This window comes from Vibrio sp. 1401 (genome assembly GCF_033340295.1).
Window position 1 is genome coordinate 1 of sequence record NZ_JAWOWF010000051.1, and the last position, 24,570, is coordinate 24,570.

Genomic DNA, 24,570 nt, shown 5'->3' on the forward strand with positions numbered 1-24,570 from the left:
TCCGAAGAAACTATTTGGATTATCATCAACGAGTGCCCACACAGATTGATAGGTCTATATTGTTAAAGAGCTTGCTTCGTAAGCTTTGCTATCGAAGCGGAGGCGTATTCTAAGGAATTAATTTTCAGTGTCAAACACTTTTTTAAATTAATTTTTAGAAGTTTTCTTTCGCCTTCTTGCCAACCGCTTTTGCGTTTCCGCTTTGCCCTGACAACGGAGGCGCATTATAGGGAGATGATTTTTCTTAGCAACCCCTTTTCAGAAAAAAATTCAAAAAAAAGCGTCGAATGATTAAATCTCACTCAAACGCTTATTTTTAGCACTCAGTTGTTAACTTCAAGTAGCAAATAGGCAATCAATATGTGTCTATCCAAGACTCTTCAAAGCCTGTGATATCGAGACTCAGTGATTGCGCCGCTTCGATTTGCTCGATAGCCTCTAGTTCTTTATTTACACTGCTCATCGTTAATGTGTTGTTGTCTAGCTCAAACACTTGGCGTTGCGTGGTGTAATAGAACTTAAGCGTAGTGAGCGCTTTTACATCGTCATTGCTCGCGGCTGCTTTAATGCTTTTTAGTTTACGAAAGATTTTGTTGTGCAGTTGCTTGAGTTTCCAAACGTACAGCACTTCTTCCATGTATGGTCGAGTTTTAATGTGATTCAATAAAGAGAGGGAAGTTGCAACTGCGAGAACGACACCAATCAAATTCCAATGGAAATTGCCCGTTGATTGTTCTGGTACGACTTCAGTGTTGCCAAACAAAACAATCAACAAGGTACTAAAGGCAAGAGAGGAGATGGCGAGCAACGCAACAAAACCGCCAATCACAAGGTTTACTTTCTTTTTATAAATGTCTTTATTTATCTGTTTGATTTCCATATACCGCTCCTAACAGGTTACCTCTATTTTCACCAGCGCACTCCGCACGACAATCGAAGCTTTGTAAGTAAGTTCACATTTGCTATTAAACTCGCATCCCTTCCCTGCTTGGGTATATACTTCCGCGCATTCACTCTTCCTATATAGAGGCTAAATTCATGCGCTCTTTTGTTTTACGAGCTCGCGCGGCGCCAACCACCAGCAAAGCACTGTTAGAAGGTGTTGGTAATGAAGCGCATACAGAGATTCTTGCTCATACCATGATGAACACTATGTTCGTTGCTCAATCACACCGTGAAGATGTGGTTGTTCACTTGGTTTTGGAAAGCACAAAAGACTTCTCACGCACCATTACTATTCGCTCCAACGACATCACCAACATTGGCGGCTTCCATGAGTCAACCTTGATTGCAGCAGTGGCTCGCGCTTTGGATGCTTCGGTTGGTATGGGTAAAGAGCAACTTCGTGAAGTCGAACCTGGTATTACCGTTCGTACAGTGAGCTTTGAACGCCTAGTACAAGAGCTGGCAGAAGATCACCAACTATATATGTTGGATAAGAAAGGCGAATTTGTTCGTGATGCAGAAATTGGTGAAAATCCATGTTTCTTGCTAACTGACCATATACCGATGCCGAAAAAGTCTTTTAACAGCTTAAAGCGCCTTGGCACAGAGAAGATCAGCTTAGGTCCTAAGATGCTTTTCGCTTCTCAGTGTGTGGTATTGATCCACAATGAGTTGGACATACGCGAATTCTAGTTATTCGCGCACACGTTGCTAGGTAATGAAAGAGGACTCCATTGAGTCCTCTTTTTTGTTTCTATAGGGATGCTAAGTTTACTTACCACCAATGCTCAAACGAGCAAAACGAACGTCTGGCGAGAAGAAAGTTCGGCTATCGTTAATTAACTGAGTATCACCCACTGCCTCAACTTCTTGCAGCATCTTGTAGAAGTTACCCGCTACCGTGATCCCACGAACTGGTTGAACGCGCTCTCCATCACAGCACAAGAAGCCACTCGCACCAAATGAGAAATCACCACTCACTGCATCCGCACCAGAATGGACACCTTGAAGCTCGACTAACTCTAGGTACTCACCCGCTTTTACTTCTGACGCACTGCTGTTGCCTGTCGCAATCACTTTGTGATTCGCTGATACGTCTAGGCTCGATTTTGCACCGCGAGCGGCACTTGCTGTCGAGACTGCGCCCAAGTAACTTGCGGTCTGGCTGTTGTGTAGCAAGGTTTTCAACTCACCATTAGCAATCATGACATTATCTTGAGTAGCGAAGCCTTCACTATCAAAACTCGCGATTGCCATACCATTTGGCATGTAAGCCGTATCAGTAAAGGTAATTAAATCACTCGCAACACGTTGACCAAGCTTGTCACCCAGTGGCGTAATGCCTTTCATCGCGCTTACGCCAGAGAAAGCACTGCCGAAAGCACCGAATAAACTTGCTAGCGCATTGATGTGGAAGATAGCAGGGTAGTTACCCGTCGCAACCGGTGCGCCTTCAAGAAGATCGCGAGCAAGGTTGTAGCCACCCTCGATACAGTAAGCTGGATTCAACTCATCAAAACGGCGACCCAGTGACATTCTACCCGCCATTGACTGTTTGCCGTCTTTTTCAAACAAGGTATACGCGTAACAAGTGAACGAGCGCTCGAAGTGTTGACACAATGTGCCTTGAGTATTGGCAATGATCAGTTGTGTTTCGCCATCGCTGTAACCATTGTAAGGTGCGCTAGAGGCGTGAGGCAGAGCCACTACGCCTTGCTCAAGAGCGAGAGACAGTTCGATTTTTTCGTCAACAGAAGTTGTATCTTCTTGCGCAATCTCAGCAACATCAGTCGCGATTTGACTGTTCACGCAACTAATCGTCTGATGTTCATCTTGCTTGGAAAAGCGAGCGCTTTGCAGTGCGTTGGTCAGCATCAAATCCAAGCTTGGTTGCTCTAACGACTCAGAATAGCTTGTTGCAACACGCGCATCTTTCACAACACGAACACCCAGAACTTGGCTTGAGCTTACTTTGTACTCATCCAGCTTTCCTTGGTTCGCTTTCAAAGAAAAGCTACTGTTACGGTTTACAATGACGTCCGCTTCTGCACCTTGGCGTTTTGCTTCTGATAGGACGTAATCAACCGCATTAAGAAGTTGTTGTTCTTGGCTCATTAGTTACCGCCTCCTACCAGAATGTTATCTACTTTCAGCGTTGGCTGACCGACAGTTGTTGGTACTGAACCACTCACGGAACCACACATGCCCGGCGCAAGCGCCATGTCTTTGCCGACCATGCTGATTTCTTTCAACACTTTTGGACCCGTGCTGATCAGCGTTGCTGTTTTCAGAGGCTTGGTGATTTTGCCATTTTCAATGAGGTAGGCTTCACGAACAGCAAAGTTAAACTCCCCCGTACCCGGTTGAACAGAGCCACCGCCCATCTTCTTCGCATAGATACCACGTTCGATGCCTGCCAGCATGTCATTAAGTGAATGCTCGCCCTCTTCGATAAAGGTGTTACGCATGCGCGAGGTTGGTGCGAACTTGTAGTTTTGACGACGACCAGAACCCGTAGGCTCATAACCTGTCTTCATGCCACCCATTTTATCGACCATGAAGCTGGTTAGCTTACCGTCTTTGATCAGTTGAGTGCGCTGAGTCTTCATACCTTCATCATCAATGTGAATCGAGCCCCATTCGTTGGTCATGGTGCCATCATCGACTGCATTCACTGCGGTGTGAGCAACCATTTCGCCCATCTTGTCGTGGAAGACTGATGCTTTCTTCGCAACTGAAGTGGTTTCTAGCAAGTGACCACATGCTTCATGGAAGATAACGCCGCCAAAGCCGTTACCAATCACCACCGGCATTTCACCCGATGGACAAGCATCCGCGCCAAGTTTTACTAACGCTTGCTGCGCGATAGTTTGACCTAGCTCTTTGGCATCAAGCTGTTCACTGAATTCCCAACCAGCAAGAGCGCCAGGACCTTCCATACCAGAAGACTGCTCATTACCTTTTTGCGCGACAGTGTTACCAGCAACACGAATGTAGTGGCGAGTATCGTCAACGTGTAGACCTTCTGAGTTGAAGATAGACACTTGTTGCTCGCGCTGAAGAACGCTGCCAATAAACTGGCTGATATGCTCACTCTCAGCACGTGCGGCTTGGTCAACTTTCAATAGAAACGCGATTTTTGAATCTAGGTTAGCATCCTTACTTAGCGACATGCGGCAACCATGTTGGATTGGGTAGCGGTTCAAATTCAAAGAACCCGCTGACGCGATTTGCTCACGCTTGTCTTTTGCAGCAAGCAGCGAGGTTACGCGCTTTAGTTCGGCTTCATCTGTGCTGTTGGTGTAACCGTAAAGCACCTTATGACCGAAAAAAAGACGAATACCGATACCAAAATCGATACCCGAGTTAACCTTATCCACTTCACCAGATGAGATCTGGACAGTGTTGGTTTGGTGATGTTCAACGAATAGTTCAGCGAAATCAGCCCCCAAAAAGAGTGCATGATCGATCACTGACTTCGCTGTTACAGAATTAAGCATGAAGTCTCCTTGCTCGATGATCGTCTTAGCCTTCCTAATTAACTGTGAAAAAGTTCAACAAAGTTAAATTGGCAACACGTTAAATTTTAACAGTTTTTTAACCTTGTTTTGTGCTAATCCTTGCTTAACGAGACCACGATTATTTATTAAATATTTCAGGTTCTGCTCATTCACCAGAGCGTTGCACTAGTAAATTCCACACAGCAAACCATTTAGGTGCTTACTTTATCACTCACCTCGCATAATTGAATACTCATTATAATTACGCTCAAAAAACGTATCCCTTCCGCAATGGTCCTGCTATCATCCGAACGAAATAGTCGGGGGGCCACACGACAAGTGTTGGCTGAGATCGAAATTCGAGACCCGTTGAACCTGATTCAGTTAGCACTGACGTAGGGAACTATGCACACTTTGCCTTTCGTCGCCCCTCTTAGGTAAGCGATAGCGATCGAAAAATCGATCTATCTGCAACGGTCAAAGTCAGTTCCTATACGTCTTGTAGTAGGAGCGACCATGACGCAGCAATCACAACCTCATTCACATCACACGCCAGCCTTGCCTACCCCTATCGTATTGACCATCGCGGGCTCAGACAGTGGTGGCGGTGCAGGTATTCAAGCCGACATCAAAGCGATGTCCGCAACCGGCAGTTTTGCTTGCTCGGTAATCACGGCGATTACTTCGCAAAATACCCAAGGCGTTTCTGCGATTTTCCCCATTCCTCTCGACCATGTAGAGAGCCAACTTGATGCAGTATTTACCGACCTCAACATCGTTGCAGTCAAAGTGGGCATGCTGGCCGATTCCAACATCATCAAAGTCGTTGCAGACAAAATTAAGCAATACCAGCCAAAACACCTCGTGATTGACCCTGTAATGGTGGCCACTAGCGGTGATCTATTACTGGAACAGTCGGCAATCAGCACTTTAAAAGAAGAATTGATTCCGCTCGCAGACATCATTACCCCTAACCTACCCGAAGGCGCAGCATTGACGGGTAAGCCAATGCCTCAATCAGAATCTGAAATGAACGATATGATTACCGACCTTCGTGCGCTTGGCGCCAAAGCTATTCTGCTCAAAGGCGGTCACCTTGAAGAAAATGAAAACAGCAACGATCTGCTTATCATGCAAGACAGTGCCGAGTTAATCAGCGCTAAACGCTTTCCAACCAAAAACACTCATGGCACAGGCTGCACGCTGTCTTCTGCTATCGCGTCTTATCTTGGCCAAGGCAACAACCTACACAAAGCGGTGCACCTGGGTAAGCAGTACATCAGCCAAGCTATCGCACACGCTGATGAATTGGATGTAGGTAAAGGCCATGGCCCTGTGAACCACTTTTTTGCGGGTCATACTTATGTTCGCTAACGCGATTGGCATTCAGCTTTCCGATGCTAGTCTGCGATACAAAGATAGCCAAACACCGACTTTAGCAGGAATGAACATGACCATTCCCGTCGGTAAATGGACGGTATTACTCGGACGAAGTGGCTGCGGGAAAACCACAATATTGCGTTACTTAGCTGGCCTGCTGGATGACCAAGTTGACTGGCATGGCGAACTCATCACAACGGATGGCGCTGCACTGCATGACCGTATCGCTTACATGGCTCAGCAGGATTTATTGCTACCGTGGTTGAATGTGTTAGACAACGTCTGCCTCAGTTCTCGATTTTCTCAAGAGCAAGCACCAGAGAAAAATAGACAACGTGCACTGATTTTACTAAGCCAAGTGGGACTCGCCGATTACGCGGATGCTAAGCCAGCTCAGCTCTCTGGCGGCATGAGACAACGTGTTGCCCTTGCTCGCACTCTGATGCAAGACAAGCCTCTAGTTCTGATGGATGAGCCTTTCTCTGCACTGGACGCGGTTACTCGTCATAAGTTGCAAACCTTGTCTGCCGAATTGCTGAAAGATAAGACGGTTGTTCTGATTACCCACGACCCACAAGAAGCGGTGCGATTAGCTCACCAACTCTATGTGTTGCAAGGCACACCTGCGCAAGCTCAGCACTTGGTCGTTCCAGACTCCAAGCCGCCCCGAGTTCTCGATGGAGAGTGCGCCGCGCTTCAACAAGCGATTTTGGATCAATTGGAGAAAGACTATGAGTGATATGACTCAGTACAACTCCGTTTCGGCACGTATTAGTAAAAAAGAACGCGTGACCCATCCGGCTCTGCGCTTAGTTATCAGCACAGCGGTGATCTTGGGATTGTGGCAGTTGGTCGTGGTGATATTCGACATGCCAAGCTTCATCTTACCTTCACCAATTGAAGTGCTGGATAGATTGGTCACTCGTTACGATGTCCTGCTCAAACATACTTGGGTTACCGCGCAAGAGATCTTATTTGGCTTGGCGCTTGGATTATCGATGGGTTTGCTGTTCGCATTGCAAATGCTGATGTTCGAGCCGCTGAAGCGTTGGTTATTGCCTATTCTGATTGCTAGCCAAGCGATCCCTGTGTTCGCCATCGCGCCAGTGCTCATGCTTTGGCTGGGTTACGGCATTGCATCAAAAGTAGTCATGGCGGCGATCATCATCTTTTTCCCCGTCACGACATGTTGCTATGACGGCTTGCGCAATACGCCAACAGGTTACCTCGACCTTGCCAAGACCATGGGCGCGTTTAAATGGCAGCTACTTCGTCATATTCAATTGCCAGCCGCACTACCAACTTTAGCCTCAGGTATTCGTGTTGCCGTCGTTATTGCGCCAATTGGAGCAGTGGTCGGTGAGTGGGTAGGTTCAAGCGAAGGCTTGGGTTATCTGATGCTCCAAGCCAACGCTCGCATGATCATTGACGAGATGTTTGCGGCGCTGTTTATCCTCGCCGTACTGTCTATCTCACTCTACTTCATCACCGATAAGTTATTGAAAAAAGCCATCCCTTGGGAAAGCAAATAATTACAGAAAATAACCAAAGAAAATTGGGAAAGAAAAGGAAGAACCCCGTGAATAAAAACAAACTTATGAGCGCTGCTGCTCTACTCGCTTCAGTGGTATCAACCAACGTTCTTGCCGCTGAAAAAGAGATGACACTGATGTTGGATTGGTTCGTCAATCCAAACCATGGTCCTATCGTGATTGCCAAAGAGCGTGGTTACTTCAAAGAGCAAGGTTTGAAGGTCAACATTCAGGAGCCGGCAGATCCAAGCACGCCACCTAAGTTGGTCGCGGCGGGTAAAGTCGACATGGCGATTTCTTACCAACCAAGCCTAACCATCGATGTCGCGGCTGGTTTGCCACTAATCCGCTCTGCGACTTTGATTGCTACGCCACTCAACACGTTGATGGTGTTGGACAACGGTAAGAATGAAAACCTTGGCGACTTAAAAGGCAAGAAGATCGGTATTGCGATCGCAGGCAACGAAGAAGCGACAATCGGCACCATGCTAGCGCAAGAAAACGTGAAGTTTTCTGACGTACAAATCATCAACGTAGGTTGGGCGCTGTCTTCGTCTCTTGCGTCTGGCAAGGTGGATGCGATTTGGGGCGGTCTACGTAACTTCGAAACCAACCAACTGGCACTAGAAGGTTATAAAGCTAAGGCCTTCTTCCCTGAAGAACACGGCGTGCCAGCGTATGACGAGTTAGTCTTCGTAGCCAATGCAAAAAACTACGACAAAGAAGCCATCAAGGCATTCAACAAAGCACTAGAGCAAGCGACCACTTACATCGTTAACCATCCAAAAGAATCTTGGAAAGAGTTTGTGGCTTATTCACCAGACACCCTCAACAACGAGCTTAACCAGCGCGCTTGGAATGACACACTAACTCGTTTCGCTCTTCGTCCATCTGCAGTAGATCTGAAACGCTACGATGATTATGCCGAGTTCATGTATTCACAAAACATCATCGAAACACTGCCAAAAGCGAAAGATTACGTACCGAGCTTTGACTAATTCTACTGGCCTTAGGATCTAAGCCTAGGGTCTTTTGATAACGAGATACCCATAATGAAATACCAAGATTTGATCGACGCTTGCCACCAAGATTGGCAAGAATACACTGAGCATGCTTTCGTGCAGCAATTGGCGCAAGGCACTCTGGCTCAGCCTTGTTTTCTACATTACCTAAAACAGGATTTTCTTTTCCTAAAACAGTACGCACGAGCTTACGCATTAGCGATCTACAAAGCGCGTACTTTGGATGACATGCGCCGTGCCCTACCAAGCGTACATGCATTGCTAGATTCTGAAATCGCCCACCACGTGACTTACTGTGAGCAATGGGGACTGACGGAATCCAACTTAGAAAACGAGCCAGAAGATTTCGGCACAGTAGCTTACACCCGTTATGTATTGGATGCTGGCATGACGGGCGATCTTGTTGATCTATACGCGGCACTAGCGCCATGCTCTATCGGTTATGCCGTTATCGGTAAGATGCTGATTGAAGATGAAAAGACAGTAATCGAAGGCAATCCATACGCAAGTTGGATTAATCTCTACGGTGGTGAGGAGTTCCAATCTGGTGTCGCAAAAGGTGCAGAACACTTTAACCAGTTATTGGCGGAAATCGACATCAATAGCCAGCGTGGTCAAAACCTGATTCAGGTATTCAAAACTGCAACGCGTATGGAAGTAGCATTCTGGCAACAAGGTCTGAATGCTCAGCAAGATTAATCGGAGAGTCTCATGTTAATTGAACAAATCACCCAAGCATTAACCGCAGTACGCCAGCAAAAGCCATTAGTCGTCAACATCACTAACTACGTGGTGATGAACAACACGGCAAACGCGCTATTGGCTATCGGCGCTTCTCCAATCATGGCGCACTCCAAGCAGGAAATGGCAGAGATGATGTCGTTCGCGGGCTCACTGGTTATCAACATTGGTACCTTAGACAGCGTTTGGACACCTCGTATGAGCTATGCCGTAGAGCAAGCCAATGCCAATGGTAAAATCGTTATACTCGACCCAGTCGGTTGCGGAGCAAGCTCACTACGTACAGAGACATCACGTGAAATCGCACGCCTTGCAAACAAGCTGATCATTCGTGGTAACGCCTCAGAAATCATTGCACTCGCTGGCGAGCAAGCACAAAGCAAAGGCGTCGATGCACTAGACAGCAGCGACGCAGCACTTGGCGCAGCAAACTTCTTAGTCGCAGAGTATGGTGCGAGCGTAGTGATTTCTGGCGAGACTGATTACATCGTCACGAAGGAACAAACCGTGCAACTGAACAATGGTCACGAGATAATGCCATACGTAACCGGAATGGGTTGTACACTAACGGCTCTAACAGGCGCTTTTGCTGCTGTTGGTGATGATACCGGCCTTGCTGCAGCGGCGGTACTGGGCGTTGTTGGCGAGATTGCAGCGGAACAAGCTCGCGGCCCAGGTAGCCTACAAATGAACCTGCTGGATGAGCTTTACCAGCTGGATGAAGAAACGCTGGCAAAACGCCTAAAACTGCAAGTGAGCTAAGCTTTTCTCTCTTTTAACACTAGCCTCTCAATCCTCTTTCAATGAGAGGCTTAAAGGAAACCCAATGAACGCCTATCGTTTATATTTGGTCACCGATGACCAACAAGATTTAGCCACACTAAAGCGTGTTGTGAGAAAAGCCGTGGAAGGTGGCGTGACTATGGTACAAGTTCGCGAAAAACACGGCGATGTGCGTGCGTTTATCGAACGTGCTCAAGCCGTCAAAGGCATCCTTAAAGATACCGATGTGCCTTTGATCATCAATGACCGCGTAGATGTCGCACTGGCTGTTGATGCTGATGGGGTTCACCTCGGGCAATCAGACATGCCAGCAAATATCGCTCGTGAGTTGATTGGACCAAACAAAATCCTCGGCTTATCCATCGAAAATGAAGAGCAGCTTGCAGAAGCGGACTCTCTTCCGATTGATTACATCGGCTTGAGCGCAATCTTCGCGACGCCGACCAAAACCAACACCAAGAAGTTCTGGGGTATTGATGGCTTGAAGATGGCGTTAGAGACGACTTCACTGCCGATTGTTGCCATTGGCGGCATTAACGAAAGTAACATTCCGCAACTCAGCGCCACTGGTGTTCATGGCTTAGCTTTGGTTTCAGCGATTTGCCACGCAGAAGATCCAAAAGCCGCATCGGAATATTTATTAGGGTTGATGAGCTAACCTTGCTCACGCCTGAACAAAGCGCTTATGGATGAGCGCGTTTGCCTTTCAGTACTTTCAACAACCTCTCCTTTCACAACGAAGAGCTGCAATGTCACTTTCACGCTCGAATTGACAGAGCGTTGATAAGTTTTTCACGCCAGATAACGTAAGATAAGCCCCTTATTTTCACGTGGTTGAATAACCCTCAATAAAAACAAAACGCTCTCAATGAAAACCAAAAAATATGGATTGATGATGCTCGCCTTGTTTGTTCTTGGCATCATCCCAATGTCGCTGTTTGGCTCTTATCACAATCTCACTTCACAGGTGCCGGAAAGTCTGGGTATTACTTTTACTTTGCTCACAGATTCTGCTGGTAGCAAAGGCTTTTTAATTACGTTAACACTGCTACTGCTTTCTTTATTTCGCTTTAAACCAAGTCGCATTGAGTGGATACAAAAACTCTCAATGTTAGGGTTGTTACTGGTGATTGGTTTTGCCAGCAAAACGGGGCTAAAACTGATGACAGAAAGCCCGCGTCCCTACACGGAATTGCTCGCAGCAGAACAATTGATTGAGCACCCAGACGCGTTTTATCAGTTGGATACAAAGCAGCAAGCCAACGTAATTAACCAGATTTCTGAACACGTCAGTGATTGGCGAACGCGCCATTGGCAAGGCGAGAAAGACTATTCTTTCCCATCCGGCCATACGATTTTCGTTTCGATTTGTTTGGCTTTCTTTGGCGGGTTGTTCTTACAGAACAAGTGCTATATCTCTGCACTGTCATTATGGATGTGGGGAATGAGCGTCGCATATAGCCGCTTATGGCTGGGGATGCATCGCCCTGAAGATTTAATAGGCTCAGTCTTGTTTGTCGCGATTGTATTTACTTTACTCCCGACATTTCAAATTAAGAAACAGATGCCATTTGTTTCTCTCGCTTCGCGCTAATGTGAACGATTACTAGATAAAAAAGAAGCCAGCGATTCGCTGGCTTCTTGCTTTAAAACGCTACTTTTTTCTAACCATTTCTTGGTGGTTCAAACGCTGTTAGTTCTAACTCTGGGCCAGTGTATTTTTCAATACGAACCAGTGCCGAGTTCGCCGCACAGCCGTTTGCAAGTCGAGAGGTCGGAATATCCAACGTTAACACGTTACAACCGCCGTTCTTACAAATGCCGGTTTTCGGATCCAGATCCGGCCAGCCGCCTTCATGAATACACACTGAACCTTGCTTGATTCGGTCAGTCACTTCTGCACCAACCAATACTTGGCCACGGTTGTTAAACGCACGAACTAAATCGCCCGTTTTAATACCACGCGCTTTCGCATCTTCAGGGTGAATCCAAATAGGTTCACGGTTTGCAATTGCGTACTCTTCGCGAATCTTCGCGTAGTTAAACTGGCTGTGTAGACGATGCGCTGCGTGCGCGGTCATTAGCTGCAACTCGCCGTCTTTTGCATTGCCAGTGTACTCGGTTGGTGCCATCCACGTTGGGTGTGGAGGACAGTCTTCCAACTGATAACCTTCAATGGTTTTCGAGAAGATTTCGATCTTACCACTTGGTGTACCGAGTGGATTCATGATCGGGTCTTCACGGAAATCTGCGTAACGAACAAACTGTGCGTTCTTCTCGTTCCACTTCATCTCGATCAGTTGGTTATCTTCCCAGAACTTGCTGAAGTTCGGCATTGCTACGCGAGAGCCACGGCCACCTTGTTGCGCCGCCTTGTAGAAGCCGTACAGCCATTCCATTTCAGTTTTGCCTTCGGTGTATACGTCACGGCCACCCGGAGCTAGCATCTCTGCCATGTCCGCGAATACATCGAAGTCATTACGCGCTTCACCTTGCGGCTCAACCACTTGCTTCATTGGCACCAAGTGTTGGTTACTGTAGTCACCCGTCATCGTTAAGTCGTTACGCTCGAACGATGTGGTGATTGGCAGAACAATGTCCGCGTGCTTCGCAGCCGCCGTCCAGTAAGGCTCTGAAATCACGATCAGCTCAGGCTTTTGCCACGCTTTGATCAGACGGTTGGTGTCTTGGTGGTGAGTAAAGTTCGCACCACCTGCCCACCAAATCATCTTGATGTCCGGGAACGTCAGTTCATGACCGTTATGATGGTAGGATTGACCTGGGTTTTCCAACGCCTCGACAATACGCGCCACAGGGAAGCTTTGCACCGCGCCAGACACCGCCCAGTCGTTCCCCGCAGAAGAGCCGCCACCCAGCGATGCCGAAATCGCAGGAAGTACGCCAGCATCACGAGCAGGGTTACCACCGTTTGAGTAGTGGTAAGAGAAACCAAAACCACCGCCCGGTAAACCGATTTGACCCAACATTGTTGCCAGTGTAACCAGCATCCAGTGACGCTGCTCACCGTATTGTTGGCGCTGCATGCCCCAACCCGCCATCAGCATGGTGCGGTTTTTACTGAAGATGTCAGCCAGTAGCTCAAGTTGCTTCGCAGGTACGCCACAGATTTGTGATGCCCATTCTGCTGATTTTTCTACGCCGTCTTCTTCGCCCATCAGGTACGCTTCAAACTTGTCGTAACCTGCGGTGTATTTATCGAGGAAGGCTTTATCGTGCTTACCTTGTTTCACCAAGGTGTGTGCGATACCCATCATCATTGCCACGTCGGTCATTGGGTGAGGAGCAATCCACTCCGCATTCTCACCAAAGAACTCGATGGTTTCAGAACGAATAGGGTCAATAGCGATAACCGTCTTGCCTGACTTTTTCAACTGATGGAAGAACTCAAGACCAGCACAGTCTGTTGAGCTCCACGCGATTTTTAGAGTGTTGATCGGGTTTAAGCCCCAAAGCACAACCACATCGCTGTACTCTAGTACCACTGGGTACGTGGTTTGCTGCTCGTATACTTCGATAGAGCCCACAACGTGCGGCATGATGACCTGCGCAGCACCCGTTGAGTAGTCACCCAAGTGGCCTGAATAGCCACCCGCCATGCTCATGTAACGTTGCAGCAAGGTTTGTGCTTTGTGCAGCACGCCACTTGAACGCCAGCCGTAAGAACCAGCAAACACAGAAGCCGGGCCATATTCTTTACGAATGCGCATGTGCTGCTCGTGTATCAGCTTGTAAGCTTCATCCCAAGACACCCGTACAAATTCATCGCTGCCACGAACTCCTTCGGGAGCTGATGGGTTTGCCAAGTAACCTTTGCGAACCATTGGGTACTTAACACGCGCTTTAGTGTGCACTTGGTCAGGACCGGTGCTTTGTAGGCTGTTTGGTACCGTTTGTGGCAATGCGTTCGTGGTTGAAACCAGCTTACCGTCTTGCACTTCACACAGCATTGGGCCCATGCGGCCCGCCGTTAGAATGCCTTTGCCGCGAGCATTAGAAGAAGCAACAGACATAGGTGCAAATGAAGTGAATGCCATTGCACCAGCCGCCATACCAGTGCCTTTTAGAAATCCGCGACGGGTCATATTAGTCATAATCTTATCCTTCTATTTATCGTTAGTGACCAACCACATCTTTCGCGTGGTGCTGGAAGAACTTGGTTAGAATTTCTAGGTTCTCGGCTGAAATATCAGTTCGATCACCCATACTTTTCGCTACCGGTCCCCATGCATTCACTGTGAAGTGATTTGAAGGAATTTTCGCGTGACAAGTTGCACAGTAAACGTTGTCCAACTCTTCTGCGTATGACCATACTGGTTCAAGCGTGTCAACAACTGGAGAATCAATAGCGCCAGTTAGAGAAACCGCGCGCCATTCGTTGCCGTAAACATCTGCCTCAAATTCACCAGTTTCAAGCGCTTGTTGGCCTTGCTCTGTTAGCGTTGCAACGATGGCACGTTGACCTTCTCCCATGTAAAGCACTTGCTCTGCGCCTTTCATTTGGAATGCGTTCAACTTAACAGTGCGGTTGTCGCCTTCAGAGCTGATTACTTCCAACTTCGTCGTTGGGTTAATTTTACCCATCTCACCCATTGCGATTTCAGTCACAGGGTAAACAACCTTGGCATTAGGTGATGTTTTTGTGGTGAAGCTCATCAACGTTTCAAATGCCTTGCTGTCTAGCTCTGCTTCTGGTGCAAAGTGCGCCACACCTTTATGACAATCGATACACGTTTGATCGTTTGCTTTCGCGTAAGCGTGCATCTTCGCCGCATCACGTGATTGCTCAAACTCTTCCATTGCATCGAAATCATGACACGAACGACACGTCGCTGAATCATTTTCACGGAACTGAGCCCATACCGTTTCAGCCATATCTTTACGATGTGCTTCATATTTCTCTGGCGTGTCGATCTTACCTGTCACAAATTCATGGTAGATGTCTTTCGACGCGCGAATTTTGGTGATCAGGTAATCCATTGGTTCTTGAGGAATATGACAGTCAGAACATTCCGCGCGAATGCCTTTCGCATTACTGAAGTGCACTGAGCCTTGGTACTCTTTGTAAGGGGTTTCCATAGAGTGGCACGAGAGACAAAATTCAGTATCTGAGGTGTAATGCATTACTGCCGCACTCCCCCCCAAAGTTAACCAGCCCACACCAATGCCGGCAGCAACCAGCAGTGCAACATATCGTTTTTTTATTGACATAATTAGCAACACTTCCAAATAAAATGTAATTATAGATCGCAAATTACTACTTTATGGGTAGTCCTCTCTTGATCCACATCATTTCCGTGTTGCTCTGTATGCCTCAAGTATGAAATTTTGTTATTTGCATCTCAAAGATGAATATATGGCAATAATCCATTACCCAGCCAACTATTCACCACACAAATCACTTTTATGAATGCAACTATTTGATTAAACAGATAAGAGGATGAGAGACTGAATCTCCACATTGATGCAGTAAGGACACGCATGTCAGTTTATATCGAGACGCACAGAAGCCAATTAAGCCCCCTCAAAGCCAGAGACTGGGAACTCTTTCAACGATTACTCTCCGAACAAGAGGTTATTGCGCTCTGTTTCGATCGTCCCAGCGAAACAGAAATAAGAGAAAAATTTGCTTCGCGATTGTTACCATGGACCCCAAATAGCCAGCATTGGCTTTGCCTTGTAATACTCGATAAGCAATCTGAACAACCCATCGGCATCACTGGCTTTGCTATTGAAAACGGTAAGGCAGAGGTAGGTTACTTACTTTTGCCGGAATTTCATGGCCAACAGTTTGGAACAGAAACTCTTCAAGCGCTTCTATATTGGGCAACCTCGACACATAACATCAACCACTTTTCCGCGACGGTCACTGAAGGCAATATTGCGTCAGAGCGTGTCCTGATAAAATGTGGTTTCGAACTCATTAAGGTCATTCCAGACGCATACCAAATTGGTGGCAAACCCTACGCCGATAAAATCTACTCACTACATAAATAAGGACGTATTTTGAATAAAGTAGTCATCATTACCGGCGCAAGCCGAGGTATTGGAGCCGCAGCGGCGAAAAAGCTGGCCGAGCAAGGCTATCGCGTTTGCGTTAATTACCGCACTCAGCAAGAGGCCGCCGACCAAGTTGTGGCAGAAATACAAGCAAACGGTGGCAAAGCGATTGCCATCGCCGCAGACGTAGCCGATGAGAAGCAAGTGCTCTCCTTGTTTGATGAAACAGAACGTGAATTTGGTGCAGTGACGCACTTGGTCAACAACGTTGGCATCCTATTTACTCAATCGCCTTTGTCAGAAATTAGCTTGGAACGCTTTCGGAAAGTAATGAACACCAATGTGAATAGCTGTTTTCTCTGCTGTCGAGAAGCGGCGAGGCGATTCAGTGCAGGCGGTGCAATTGTGAATGTCTCCTCTGGAGCGTCGCGCTCAGGAGCGCCATTTGAGTATGTCGATTACGCCACATCAAAAGGCGCGATGGATACCTTAACTAAAGGGCTCTCGCTAGAGTTGGCAGAGCGCAATATTCGCGTCAATGGCGTTCGACCTGGTTTCATTTACACTGATATGCATGCCGACGGCGGAGAACCAAACCGAGTAGATAGACTCAGCCCTCAAATTCCTCTTAAACGCGGTGGCACGGTAGAAGAAGTAGCAAATGCGATCGCTTGGCTATTAAGTGACGAAGCCTCTTATGTCACAGGATCATTTATCGATATTGCAGGGGGCAGATAGAATGCAAGTCCATATCCGACAAGCAACTCCCGATGATTTAGACGAAATTTTTCAGCTTAATTTTCAAATTAATTCACTGCATTTTGCGAATGCGCCAGAAGCCTTTGTTGCGCCTTCAGAAGCTGACCGTAAATTTCTTGCACAAGCACTAGAGAACAAAGAGCGACTCTTTTTGATTGCCGAACGCGAACAGCAAATTCTCGGCTTCTTAACCGCGATGATCACCCAAAACGACACCGTCAGTTTTCTGATCAAAGACCCAATTTGTCGCGTGGGAACAATTGTTGTCGATGAAGCGCAAAAGCAGCAAGGAATCGGCCGCCAACTGCTCCAAACCTGTGAGCAATGGGCGCGCGATGCCAATGCCACACAAGTTCGATTGGAAGTGATGGAATTCAATCAGCCAGCACAGCGCTTTTACGATAATCAAGGTTTTAAAACTAACTCACGCATTATGCTGAAACATTTGTAACGATAACGACAATTAAGCGCTTTTCACGACTAAACCCACCTAAATCGCATTTATCGATGCAATTTACCCCCCTGATTTTAGAAAAAGACGATATGATGTGCGGATAAGGAGATTCGAACATGATTTATCTTTTCGATTGGGGGAGCACCTTGATGGTAGATTTCCCTCACGCACAAGGAAAAATGTGCGATTGGGAACACGTAGAAGCAGTTCCTCAAGCCAGAGAAACACTGGCAATACTTTCCCAAAATCATCCCATCTACATTGCGACCAGTGCATCTGATTCCAACATGGAAGAGGTTCAGCGTGCATTTGTTCGCGTCGACTTAGACCAATACTTAAATGGCTATTTTTGTTTTGCCAACCTCGGCATCGCTAAAAACCAACCTGAGTTTTATCTCGCCATCGCAAAACAGTTAGGGGTTAACGTGAGTGGAATAACCATGGTTGGCGATTTACCTCACAAAGATATTTATCCTGCGATGAAAGCGGGCGTAAACACAATTTGGTTTAACCCAACGGGCGCTGATGCACCAGCCGAAGCCATTCCTAACCAAATTCGTTGTTTATCTGAGCTTATCCCCTAACCGTTACTAACCTGCACTAATCAAGGAAGATGAATGCAAATCAGATCCATCAAGGTGAGCGATATCGCGCGCTTCACCGCGCTGTGGAATCGAGTGTACTCCGAAGGGGAATTTTTGATTTCTCCGGCACCCGATAACGCAACGCTTCGCAGAATCCTGCAACGTGTGGAAAACGAGTCCATCCCTCAGTTTGTCGCGTTTGACCGCCAAAAACTTATCGGTAGTGTTGAAATCTACCCAGCTGAGATGTGCGGTTACGAAAGAGGGCAACGCCTTCGCGTCGGTATTCTTGGTATTCACATCGACAAAAACTACCGAGGCAAAGGATTGGGGCGGAAACTATTGGCAGTCGCGATCGCACGTGGTTGGGAATTTGGTTACGACCAAATCGCACTCTACGTATACACAACCAACACACCAGCGATTGCTTTGTATGAACGGTTTGGATTTGAACATCAGGGGGAACTTGGGGAAGTGACCTTGCCAAATGGTAAAGTCTTGATGAGTCAAAAAATGGTATTGTATAAAGCGCAAAGCCGTTCGAAAAACCCCGATTTGTAGAGTCACGATAACCGTTGTTCGCAACACTTATTCGGGGTTAACACCCTTGCGTCACATGCCCTCGAACAATTGAATCGTTAGAGGCTTGATTCACGTAATAGAAATAGCATGCTTCTTCTGCCAGTGTGTAACCTTGCGGCCAAATGTACACAACGCGATCAACACCCGATTTATCTAAGAACTGATAATCAGGAATAGCGACAAAATGAGCACTGTTTGGGTGCTGCAGACCGATGATGCAAAAATCACTGCCTTTGCACGGCACGTCAATTTTCGAATAACCTCTGGCTGGTAGATCGATTTCTAACAAAGCTCGAATACTATCGGCACTCGCTTCTGGCATGCCTTTGCGTGTTTTGACATGTCGGTCAATGTAGTGAACGTGCTCTTGGCCGTAAGCGTTATCAATCACTGATTGAGCATGAAAGAATTTGAGAGCCGTACCCAAAGAAGACTGAGAACTGTGCAGCATCGCAGCGTATGCTTGGCGATGAATATCGAGTAGTACTGGTAAAGCAGCTAATGCGATGAAAGCCAAAGTGGTAAGCACTATGGTGATTTCCATCAGCGTAAATCCCTTTGATTTCACGTTTCTTATCTCAACTAGCCCAAGACACTAGCCCCACATCCATGTGAGACCGAGCCAATATATCGCCAATTTCTTACGATTAAAGGCTTAAGGGGTAAGAAGAGACAAACACCACTCAAACTTGAGAACAGCAGCCAAAGAGCAGTGTAACAAAACGACGCTATGTGTCAGATATTAGACGGTTTTACTCTCTAGTTACTGAGTAAAGGCACATTATTTCGCACCAGACCACGACGAACATTCGTGCACATTTTGCCAAAACGACGAATCTCATCGAACTGCGGAACAACGCCGCGCTCCATGGCTGACTCCCAATAAGTGACTTCTGAATCGACCATTTCCAACAATTTCTTCGGACAGCCAATGCACTGCCCTTCTGGTCCACATACAAACGTTTCTGGTTCATAAATTGGTAGTTCCGCTTTTACTTGCTCTATGATGCTACGCATGGCGGTCATTCGATCTGGCTTTACCTTCATCATTCTGCTCCACGGATTAAGATGAAGCAGATTGTACCCACTGGCACGCAAATGTCCCTACCCAATTTAGGTATATTCTGTTTGAATCGATTTCTTTATCGTCAGATCCGGCTTTTTAACCACCAAATACACCGCCGTAGCTGCCAGTACGAAACCAGAAATCCCCATCCAATCAAATGACTCTCCAAACGCGAGCCAAGCCTGAATCGCCGTCGTTGGCGGCACCAGGTAGAATACAGAAGCTACGCTCGATGCAGCACCGTTCTTAACCATGTACAGCAGCAGTAGAATAGCTACACAAGAGAGCACGACGACCAACCACAACACAGTCAAAATAAACTCCAGTTCCCACTGCACTTGCATGGTTTCAAACTGCATCGCAACGGGCAGAAACATGACGAGCGCGGCCAAATATTGCACCGTCGCACCACCCACCATATCCACTTGTTGGCAATGTTTTTTCTGATAAAGCGTCCCTAGCGTGATACCAACCAAAGCCAACAAACACAAACCAATGGCCAACACTTTATGCTGCTCGGATTGCCACTCCATTTTGCCCATCAACACCATAGCGATACCGACAAAACCAAGAGCCAAACCCAACCATTGCGAGGGTTTAAATTCCTCACGAACAAACGCCACCAGCAAAGCCGCGGTTAAAATCGGTTGAATACCCACCAGCAACGAACTCAACCCAGCAGGCATACCCAAGGCGATAGCGAAATAAGTACCGCCCAGATAGAAACCGTGGATCAACGCACCAACCACACAGCTGTGCCAAAAATCTTTTCCTGTCGGCAACCTTCTACGCAATACCGCCACAAGAACCAAAAACAATAAGACATTGAATGCCATACGGATAGAAAGTAGTGTCGCTGGCTCGGCATATTGCAAACCAAAACGCGCACCAACGAATCCAGAAGCCCAAAGGACGACAAATACAAAAGGGATGGCTCGGATTAACATGATCGCCTCACTCACGCTTGTTTTATGTTTTGAGATACTGCTAATGTAATTAGGTACAGTATTTTCAAAAAGTGACAGATGGAAGTGTTTTTATGGGTACAGATTTATTGGGAAGCGGTGAAGGGAATAAGTACCTCGTGGTGGAAAAACACCTCAAACAAGCCATCAGTGGTGGCGTTTATCAGGCGGATGATCGACTGCCCTCCATTCGCTCGTTGAGCCAAGAATTAAACGTCAGTAAAAATACCGTGATTCGTGCGTATCAAGAGTTGGAAGCACAAAACTTGGTGTACTCGGTTCCCAAATCGGGTTATCGAGTTAAAGTCGCCTTGCCGACCTCTCGCTCAATTCCGGATCCGACTCGCGTGGATTTGCTCTCGATCTGCAAAGAAATCCTCACGTACCCTGAATACCAAGAGCGTTTGCCTACCGGTTCTGCCCACCCAAACATTGACTCCCCCGCGATCAAAAGCTTGTACGCCGAGATCGGCCGCCACAGCCGCCAGCAAACGCATGTACCGAGCCATTACCAATTACCACCCGGTGATCACCTCTTAATCAAACAACTAGCGAAAATCACACAAGATTTGGGCACGCCAGCCAAGTTGGATGAGATCATGGTGACGCACGGCGCGCAACAAGCCATTAGCCTAGCGCTGCGCGCAACGACACAAAAAGGCGATATCGTCGCGGTGGAGTCCCCTTGCTATTTTGGCAACTTATTGATGCTAGAATCACTCGGCCTCAAAGTGGTGGAAATTCCGAGTTGCCCACGCGACGGTATGTGCCCCGAAGCCTTAGCAAAAGCAATGGCGACATGGGACATAAAAGCGATAATCGTAACGCCAAACTTCACCAACCCTACTGGTGCCATGATGCCGCTAGAAAAGCGCCAGCGATTGCTCTTGGCATCTGGCAATATTCCTATTATCGAAGACGATGTGTTTGGCGGGTTAAGCTATGACAAGCCGTTACCAAGCTTGAGATTGCTCGATGACAAGCAACGCGTAATTTACGTGAATTCGTTATCCAAAACGCTCGATTCGCGTTTGAGAATTGGTTGGATGTTGGCGGGGCGATATCGAGATCAGATTGAGCAATATCTACTGTGTGAGAACATGGGCAGTTTGAACCTGATGCAATCCGCCGTGGCAACGTTTCTAACGTCAGGCAAGTATCGAACGCATACTGCGCGAATGGGTCGGGTTTATCAAAACAACATGCGCCGATTTATCCAGATGCTTCATCAATACTTGGATGAATACGAACCTCTAAAAAATCGATACCAGATCAACGCCGTGCAAGGTTCGTTCTTGCTTTGGTTGCGACTGCCCGAAGACACGGACAGCTATGCGTTGTATCAAGCATGCAATAAGCACAGAATCAGCCTACTTCCCGGCACCGTATTTGGCACTCAAGGGCAATATCGGCATTGCGTACGCCTCAGCGTGGCAAACTTTGGTCATGAAACCGATTGGGGTCACGCGATGCAAACACTGGCAAAATTGATAGCAAAGCATGCCTGTTAACTCGCTCTTACTAAATGAACTTATGCCGACACACGCAAACAGGTAACAACAAAAAACTCCACGCAAAGGTGGAGTTTTTCATATCGTCATCGCTTTCAGTGCGACTTAATTTGCCACATTCTCGCGACGTTTTCGGCTAAATTAGCAACGTTGACGTCGGCCTCTTTCATGGCCTCAGGTAAGCTCATCGCCCTTGGTACACAAGCAAACACCGCATCAATACCGCACTCATAAACCGCCTGATAGTTGTCGCCCACACAGCCTGCTAATGCAATGACTGGTAAATTACACTGCTTGGCCACCTGAGCAACGCCCATCGGCGTTTTGCCATGTGCGGTTTGATGATCGATTCGACCCTCGCCTGTAAATACGATATCCGCATCCTCAACATGCTGAGCAAGTTTGACCGTTTCAAGCACAATCTCAATTCCTGGTTGCAAACGTGCTGGCGTGTACCCGAGCAAGGCCGCGCCCATACCACCAGCAGCACCCGCCCCTTCACGAGTCAGTACATGCTTACCCGTCGCTTGTTCCGTCAACTCGCCAAACTTGCGCAATGCGTTATCGAGCTGAGTGACGTCTGATACGGTCGCTCCCTTTTGAGGGCCAAAGATAGCCGACGCGCCTTTGTCACCACAGAGTGGGTTATCAACATCGCACGCTACCAACACTTCGCAAGTTGCTAAACGAGGGTCAAGACCAGAAATATCGATGGACGCAAGCGCCGCTAACCCGCCTCCATTTGGGGTAATTGCATGACCAGAGTCATCAAGAAACGCCACCCCCAACGCGGTCAACATGCCCACGCCACCATCATTGGTAGCGCTGCCGCCCAAACCAATGATTAAACGTTGAATGCCTCTGTCTAGCGCGTGTTTGATCAGCTGTCCGGTACCAATGCTACTGGTCAGTTTTGGGTCGCGAGCGTCACTCGGCACAAGGTGTAGCCCACTGGCCTCCGCCATTTCAATAACCGCAGTTTCGCCGTCGCCGAGGATGCCATAAAACGCTTCAACATCATTCCCTAATGGCGCAGTCACTGTTGTGAAGACTTGTTCGCCTTGAGTTGCATCTATCAAAGATTGAACCGTGCCTTCGCCACCGTCTGCGACCGGAACCGTAACAAACTCAGCATCATGCCATACGCGAGCAAGACCCGTTTTGATCGCCTCGCTCACTTGTTTGGCGGTTAAGCTTTCTTTAAATGAATCAGGTGCAATTACCACTTTCATACGTATTTCCAGAGACTTATAAGAGAACGAGGCTCAAAATGTACACCAATGCCATTGCCGTGACACCTTGAACGAGCGTAGCCATGGTTTGCGCGCGGTACGCTAAGCCCACCGACATGCGGCTAAACTGCGAAACTACCCAGAAGAAACTGTCGTTTGCATGAGAAACCGTCATCGCACCAGCACCGATCGCCATCACCGTTAATACGCGGCCCATTTCTGAATCGAGCCCCAATTGCGTAAGCATAGGCGCAACCAAAGCCGATGTGGTCACCAATGCAACCGTTGATGAACCTTGCGCCGACTTTAGCGCAGCCGCAACGATAAATGGCATGAAAATACCCACGCCCAGCGCCGATAGCGTCGTACCTAAGTATTCACCTAGCGGCGTGGCTTTTAATACCGCGCCAAATGCGCCACCAGCACCGGTAATCAAAAGAATAGGCGCAGCAGCCGTAATACCTTGGCTGATTCGCTCGCCAAATTCTTCAATCTTGTTGTCTGACTTGAGTAGGCGAACAGAAAGGAACAGGCCAATCACCAATGCCGTTAGTGGCTGTCCTAAGAAAGTCAGAACATCAAACACAAAACCTTCGCCCAGCGGTAGGCTTGGGAATTTCGCGATAGAGCCAAAACAGATCAATAAGATTGGAACAAAAATAGGAGCGAATGCTTGGCTCGCCGTTGGCAATTTGCCGTAAGACGCTTTGAGTGCTTGCCAATCATGCTGAATTTCCTCTGCGGCTTCAATGCCATCTGGTTCAACATGTTGGAATCGGTTCGCCCACAACATCCCCGCTAACGCCGCAACCGCTGCAACAAACACACCCACACCAATCACTAAACCAAGGTTAGATTCCAGGCCTAAGTTACCCGCAGCGGCAATCGGGCCAGGAGTTGGCGGCACAAACGTGTGCGTTGCGTATAGGCCAGTTGCCAACGCCACACTCATCGCAACGCTTGAGGTTTTTAAACGCTTCGCGAGTGATTCTTTGAGCGAGTTCAGAATGACAAAGCCTGAATCACAAAATACCGGAACAGAAACGATGTAACCTATGATACTCATGGTCAATGTTGGGAAACGCTCACCCAACACTTTGATGACCGTATCGGCCATGGTGATCGCCGCACCACTTTTTTCCAAAATAACACCAATGATAGTACCTAAAACGATAACCAAACCAATGTAACCAAGGATGCCGCCAAAGCCAGAAGCAATGGTTTTGGCAATGCTATCTGCCGGTAAGCCGTAAGCAAATGCCGCAAGGAACGCCGCGATGATCAGCGCTAAAAAGGGATGTAATTTGAATTTGGTGGTCGTGAGCACAATAAATGCGATCACCCCGAGCAGGATTAATATAAGGTTCATGATAACTCCATTTATTCTTATTTTGCTGAGCGAGTCCGTGTTGGCTCACTCAACATGTAGGGACGCATGAATTATTAATCGTTTGCTTTAGAATTCCTTTAGGCGGAGTGACAAATGATGTGGTCAA

25 protein-coding genes and 1 riboswitch are annotated in these 24,570 nt (G+C 47.5%); of the genes, 15 read left to right on the forward strand and 10 right to left on the reverse strand.

Annotated elements, in window-relative coordinates:
* Positions 1–355: 355 nt before the first annotated feature.
* A complete protein-coding gene (locus tag R7Z77_RS20170) occupies positions 356–880 on the reverse strand; it encodes a DUF3087 domain-containing protein (protein WP_170893875.1) in 525 nt (174 codons plus the stop codon).
* 158 nt (positions 881–1,038) lie between these two features.
* On the opposite strand from R7Z77_RS20170, the gene trmY reads away from it, so the two are divergent.
* On the forward strand, positions 1,039–1,638 hold the full coding sequence (trmY, locus tag R7Z77_RS20175; protein WP_017634347.1) for a tRNA (pseudouridine(54)-N(1))-methyltransferase TrmY: 600 nt from the start codon (positions 1,039–1,041) through the stop codon (positions 1,636–1,638).
* 78 nt (positions 1,639–1,716) lie between these two features.
* On the opposite strand, the gene R7Z77_RS20180 is transcribed toward trmY, so the two are convergent.
* Complete coding sequence (locus R7Z77_RS20180; protein WP_054575237.1) at positions 1,717–3,060, reverse strand: TldD/PmbA family protein; 1,344 nt, start codon at positions 3,058–3,060, stop codon at positions 1,717–1,719.
* On the reverse strand, positions 3,060–4,445 hold the full coding sequence (locus tag R7Z77_RS20185; protein ID WP_064354468.1) for a TldD/PmbA family protein: 1,386 nt from the start codon (positions 4,443–4,445) through the stop codon (positions 3,060–3,062). The genes R7Z77_RS20180 and R7Z77_RS20185 overlap by 1 nt, the downstream gene beginning before the upstream one ends.
* 311 nt (positions 4,446–4,756) lie before the next feature.
* Positions 4,757–4,864, forward strand: a riboswitch (TPP riboswitch).
* A 97-nt stretch (positions 4,865–4,961) separates the two neighbouring features.
* Here R7Z77_RS20185 and thiD point away from each other — a divergent pair.
* From thiD to R7Z77_RS20225, 8 genes are all read left to right on the forward strand, one after another.
* On the forward strand, positions 4,962–5,819 hold the full coding sequence (gene thiD, locus R7Z77_RS20190; RefSeq protein ID WP_005383329.1) for a bifunctional hydroxymethylpyrimidine kinase/phosphomethylpyrimidine kinase: 858 nt from the start codon (positions 4,962–4,964) through the stop codon (positions 5,817–5,819).
* Positions 5,809–6,564 (forward strand): ABC transporter ATP-binding protein, encoded by a 756-nt coding sequence (locus R7Z77_RS20195; RefSeq protein ID WP_064354467.1) that lies wholly within the window; start codon positions 5,809–5,811, stop codon positions 6,562–6,564. Before thiD ends, R7Z77_RS20195 begins: the two co-directional genes overlap by 11 nt.
* The gene (locus tag R7Z77_RS20200) at positions 6,557–7,357 is read left to right on the forward strand and encodes an ABC transporter permease (RefSeq protein ID WP_064354466.1); all 801 of its coding nucleotides are present in this window, start codon (positions 6,557–6,559) and stop codon (positions 7,355–7,357) included. Before R7Z77_RS20195 ends, R7Z77_RS20200 begins: the two co-directional genes overlap by 8 nt.
* A gap of 47 nt (positions 7,358–7,404) precedes the next feature.
* Positions 7,405–8,355: an ABC transporter substrate-binding protein gene (locus R7Z77_RS20205; RefSeq protein ID WP_213961338.1), complete on the forward strand. Its 951-nt coding sequence runs from the start codon at positions 7,405–7,407 to the stop codon at positions 8,353–8,355.
* Between the two features lie 54 nt (positions 8,356–8,409).
* Positions 8,410–9,078 (forward strand): thiaminase II, encoded by a 669-nt coding sequence (gene tenA, locus R7Z77_RS20210; RefSeq protein WP_054575242.1) that lies wholly within the window; start codon positions 8,410–8,412, stop codon positions 9,076–9,078.
* Positions 9,079–9,090: 12 nt separating this feature from the next.
* Positions 9,091–9,882: a hydroxyethylthiazole kinase gene (gene thiM / locus R7Z77_RS20215; protein ID WP_064376366.1), complete on the forward strand. Its 792-nt coding sequence runs from the start codon at positions 9,091–9,093 to the stop codon at positions 9,880–9,882.
* A 64-nt stretch (positions 9,883–9,946) separates the two neighbouring features.
* Positions 9,947–10,561 carry a thiamine phosphate synthase gene (thiE, locus tag R7Z77_RS20220; protein WP_064376365.1) on the forward strand — a complete coding sequence of 205 codons (615 nt, stop codon included), beginning with the start codon at positions 9,947–9,949 and terminating at the stop codon, positions 10,559–10,561.
* Positions 10,562–10,771: 210 nt separating this feature from the next.
* Positions 10,772–11,497: a phosphatase PAP2 family protein gene (locus R7Z77_RS20225; RefSeq protein ID WP_005374297.1), complete on the forward strand. Its 726-nt coding sequence runs from the start codon at positions 10,772–10,774 to the stop codon at positions 11,495–11,497.
* A 70-nt stretch (positions 11,498–11,567) separates the two neighbouring features.
* On the opposite strand, the gene R7Z77_RS20230 is transcribed toward R7Z77_RS20225, so the two are convergent.
* Together R7Z77_RS20230 and R7Z77_RS20235 are read right to left on the reverse strand one after the other, a co-directional pair.
* On the reverse strand, positions 11,568–14,015 hold the full coding sequence (locus R7Z77_RS20230) for a trimethylamine-N-oxide reductase 2 (protein WP_064376364.1): 2,448 nt from the start codon (positions 14,013–14,015) through the stop codon (positions 11,568–11,570).
* 22 nt (positions 14,016–14,037) lie between these two features.
* Positions 14,038–15,132 (reverse strand): NapC/NirT family cytochrome c, encoded by a 1,095-nt coding sequence (locus tag R7Z77_RS20235; protein ID WP_005374302.1) that lies wholly within the window; start codon positions 15,130–15,132, stop codon positions 14,038–14,040.
* A gap of 270 nt (positions 15,133–15,402) precedes the next feature.
* On the opposite strand from R7Z77_RS20235, the gene R7Z77_RS20240 reads away from it, so the two are divergent.
* From R7Z77_RS20240 to R7Z77_RS20260, 5 genes are all read left to right on the forward strand, one after another.
* On the forward strand, positions 15,403–15,918 hold the full coding sequence (locus tag R7Z77_RS20240; protein WP_064376363.1) for a GNAT family N-acetyltransferase: 516 nt from the start codon (positions 15,403–15,405) through the stop codon (positions 15,916–15,918).
* Between the two features lie 9 nt (positions 15,919–15,927).
* Positions 15,928–16,659: a glucose 1-dehydrogenase gene (locus R7Z77_RS20245; protein WP_064376362.1), complete on the forward strand. Its 732-nt coding sequence runs from the start codon at positions 15,928–15,930 to the stop codon at positions 16,657–16,659.
* A gap of 1 nt (position 16,660) precedes the next feature.
* A complete protein-coding gene (locus R7Z77_RS20250; protein WP_062730850.1) occupies positions 16,661–17,131 on the forward strand; it encodes a GNAT family N-acetyltransferase in 471 nt (156 codons plus the stop codon).
* 119 nt (positions 17,132–17,250) lie between these two features.
* Positions 17,251–17,718 (forward strand): HAD family hydrolase, encoded by a 468-nt coding sequence (locus R7Z77_RS20255; protein WP_064376361.1) that lies wholly within the window; start codon positions 17,251–17,253, stop codon positions 17,716–17,718.
* Between the two features lie 33 nt (positions 17,719–17,751).
* The gene (locus R7Z77_RS20260; protein ID WP_025768768.1) at positions 17,752–18,279 is read left to right on the forward strand and encodes a GNAT family N-acetyltransferase; all 528 of its coding nucleotides are present in this window, start codon (positions 17,752–17,754) and stop codon (positions 18,277–18,279) included.
* Positions 18,280–18,316: 37 nt separating this feature from the next.
* On the opposite strand, the gene R7Z77_RS20265 is transcribed toward R7Z77_RS20260, so the two are convergent.
* The 3 genes from R7Z77_RS20265 to R7Z77_RS20275 all read right to left on the reverse strand — a co-directional run bounded on the left by R7Z77_RS20265 (position 18,317) and on the right by R7Z77_RS20275 (position 20,313).
* Positions 18,317–18,868, reverse strand: coding sequence for a type II secretion system protein (locus R7Z77_RS20265; RefSeq protein WP_258484217.1), 552 nt, complete (start codon positions 18,866–18,868; stop codon positions 18,317–18,319).
* Positions 18,869–19,059: 191 nt separating this feature from the next.
* Positions 19,060–19,347 carry a hypothetical protein gene (locus R7Z77_RS20270; protein WP_054576487.1) on the reverse strand — a complete coding sequence of 96 codons (288 nt, stop codon included), beginning with the start codon at positions 19,345–19,347 and terminating at the stop codon, positions 19,060–19,062.
* Between the two features lie 66 nt (positions 19,348–19,413).
* On the reverse strand, positions 19,414–20,313 hold the full coding sequence (locus tag R7Z77_RS20275) for a DMT family transporter (protein WP_054576488.1): 900 nt from the start codon (positions 20,311–20,313) through the stop codon (positions 19,414–19,416).
* Between the two features lie 92 nt (positions 20,314–20,405).
* Here R7Z77_RS20275 and R7Z77_RS20280 point away from each other — a divergent pair, with 92 nt between their 5' ends.
* Positions 20,406–21,842 (forward strand): PLP-dependent aminotransferase family protein, encoded by a 1,437-nt coding sequence (locus R7Z77_RS20280; protein WP_054576489.1) that lies wholly within the window; start codon positions 20,406–20,408, stop codon positions 21,840–21,842.
* A gap of 95 nt (positions 21,843–21,937) precedes the next feature.
* Here R7Z77_RS20280 and R7Z77_RS20285 read toward each other — a convergent pair whose 3' ends face one another.
* Positions 21,938–23,074 carry a glycerate kinase gene (locus R7Z77_RS20285; RefSeq protein WP_017634361.1) on the reverse strand — a complete coding sequence of 379 codons (1,137 nt, stop codon included), beginning with the start codon at positions 23,072–23,074 and terminating at the stop codon, positions 21,938–21,940.
* 16 nt (positions 23,075–23,090) lie between these two features.
* On the reverse strand, positions 23,091–24,443 hold the full coding sequence (locus R7Z77_RS20290; protein ID WP_021452774.1) for a GntP family permease: 1,353 nt from the start codon (positions 24,441–24,443) through the stop codon (positions 23,091–23,093).
* Positions 24,444–24,570 lie beyond the last annotated feature (127 nt).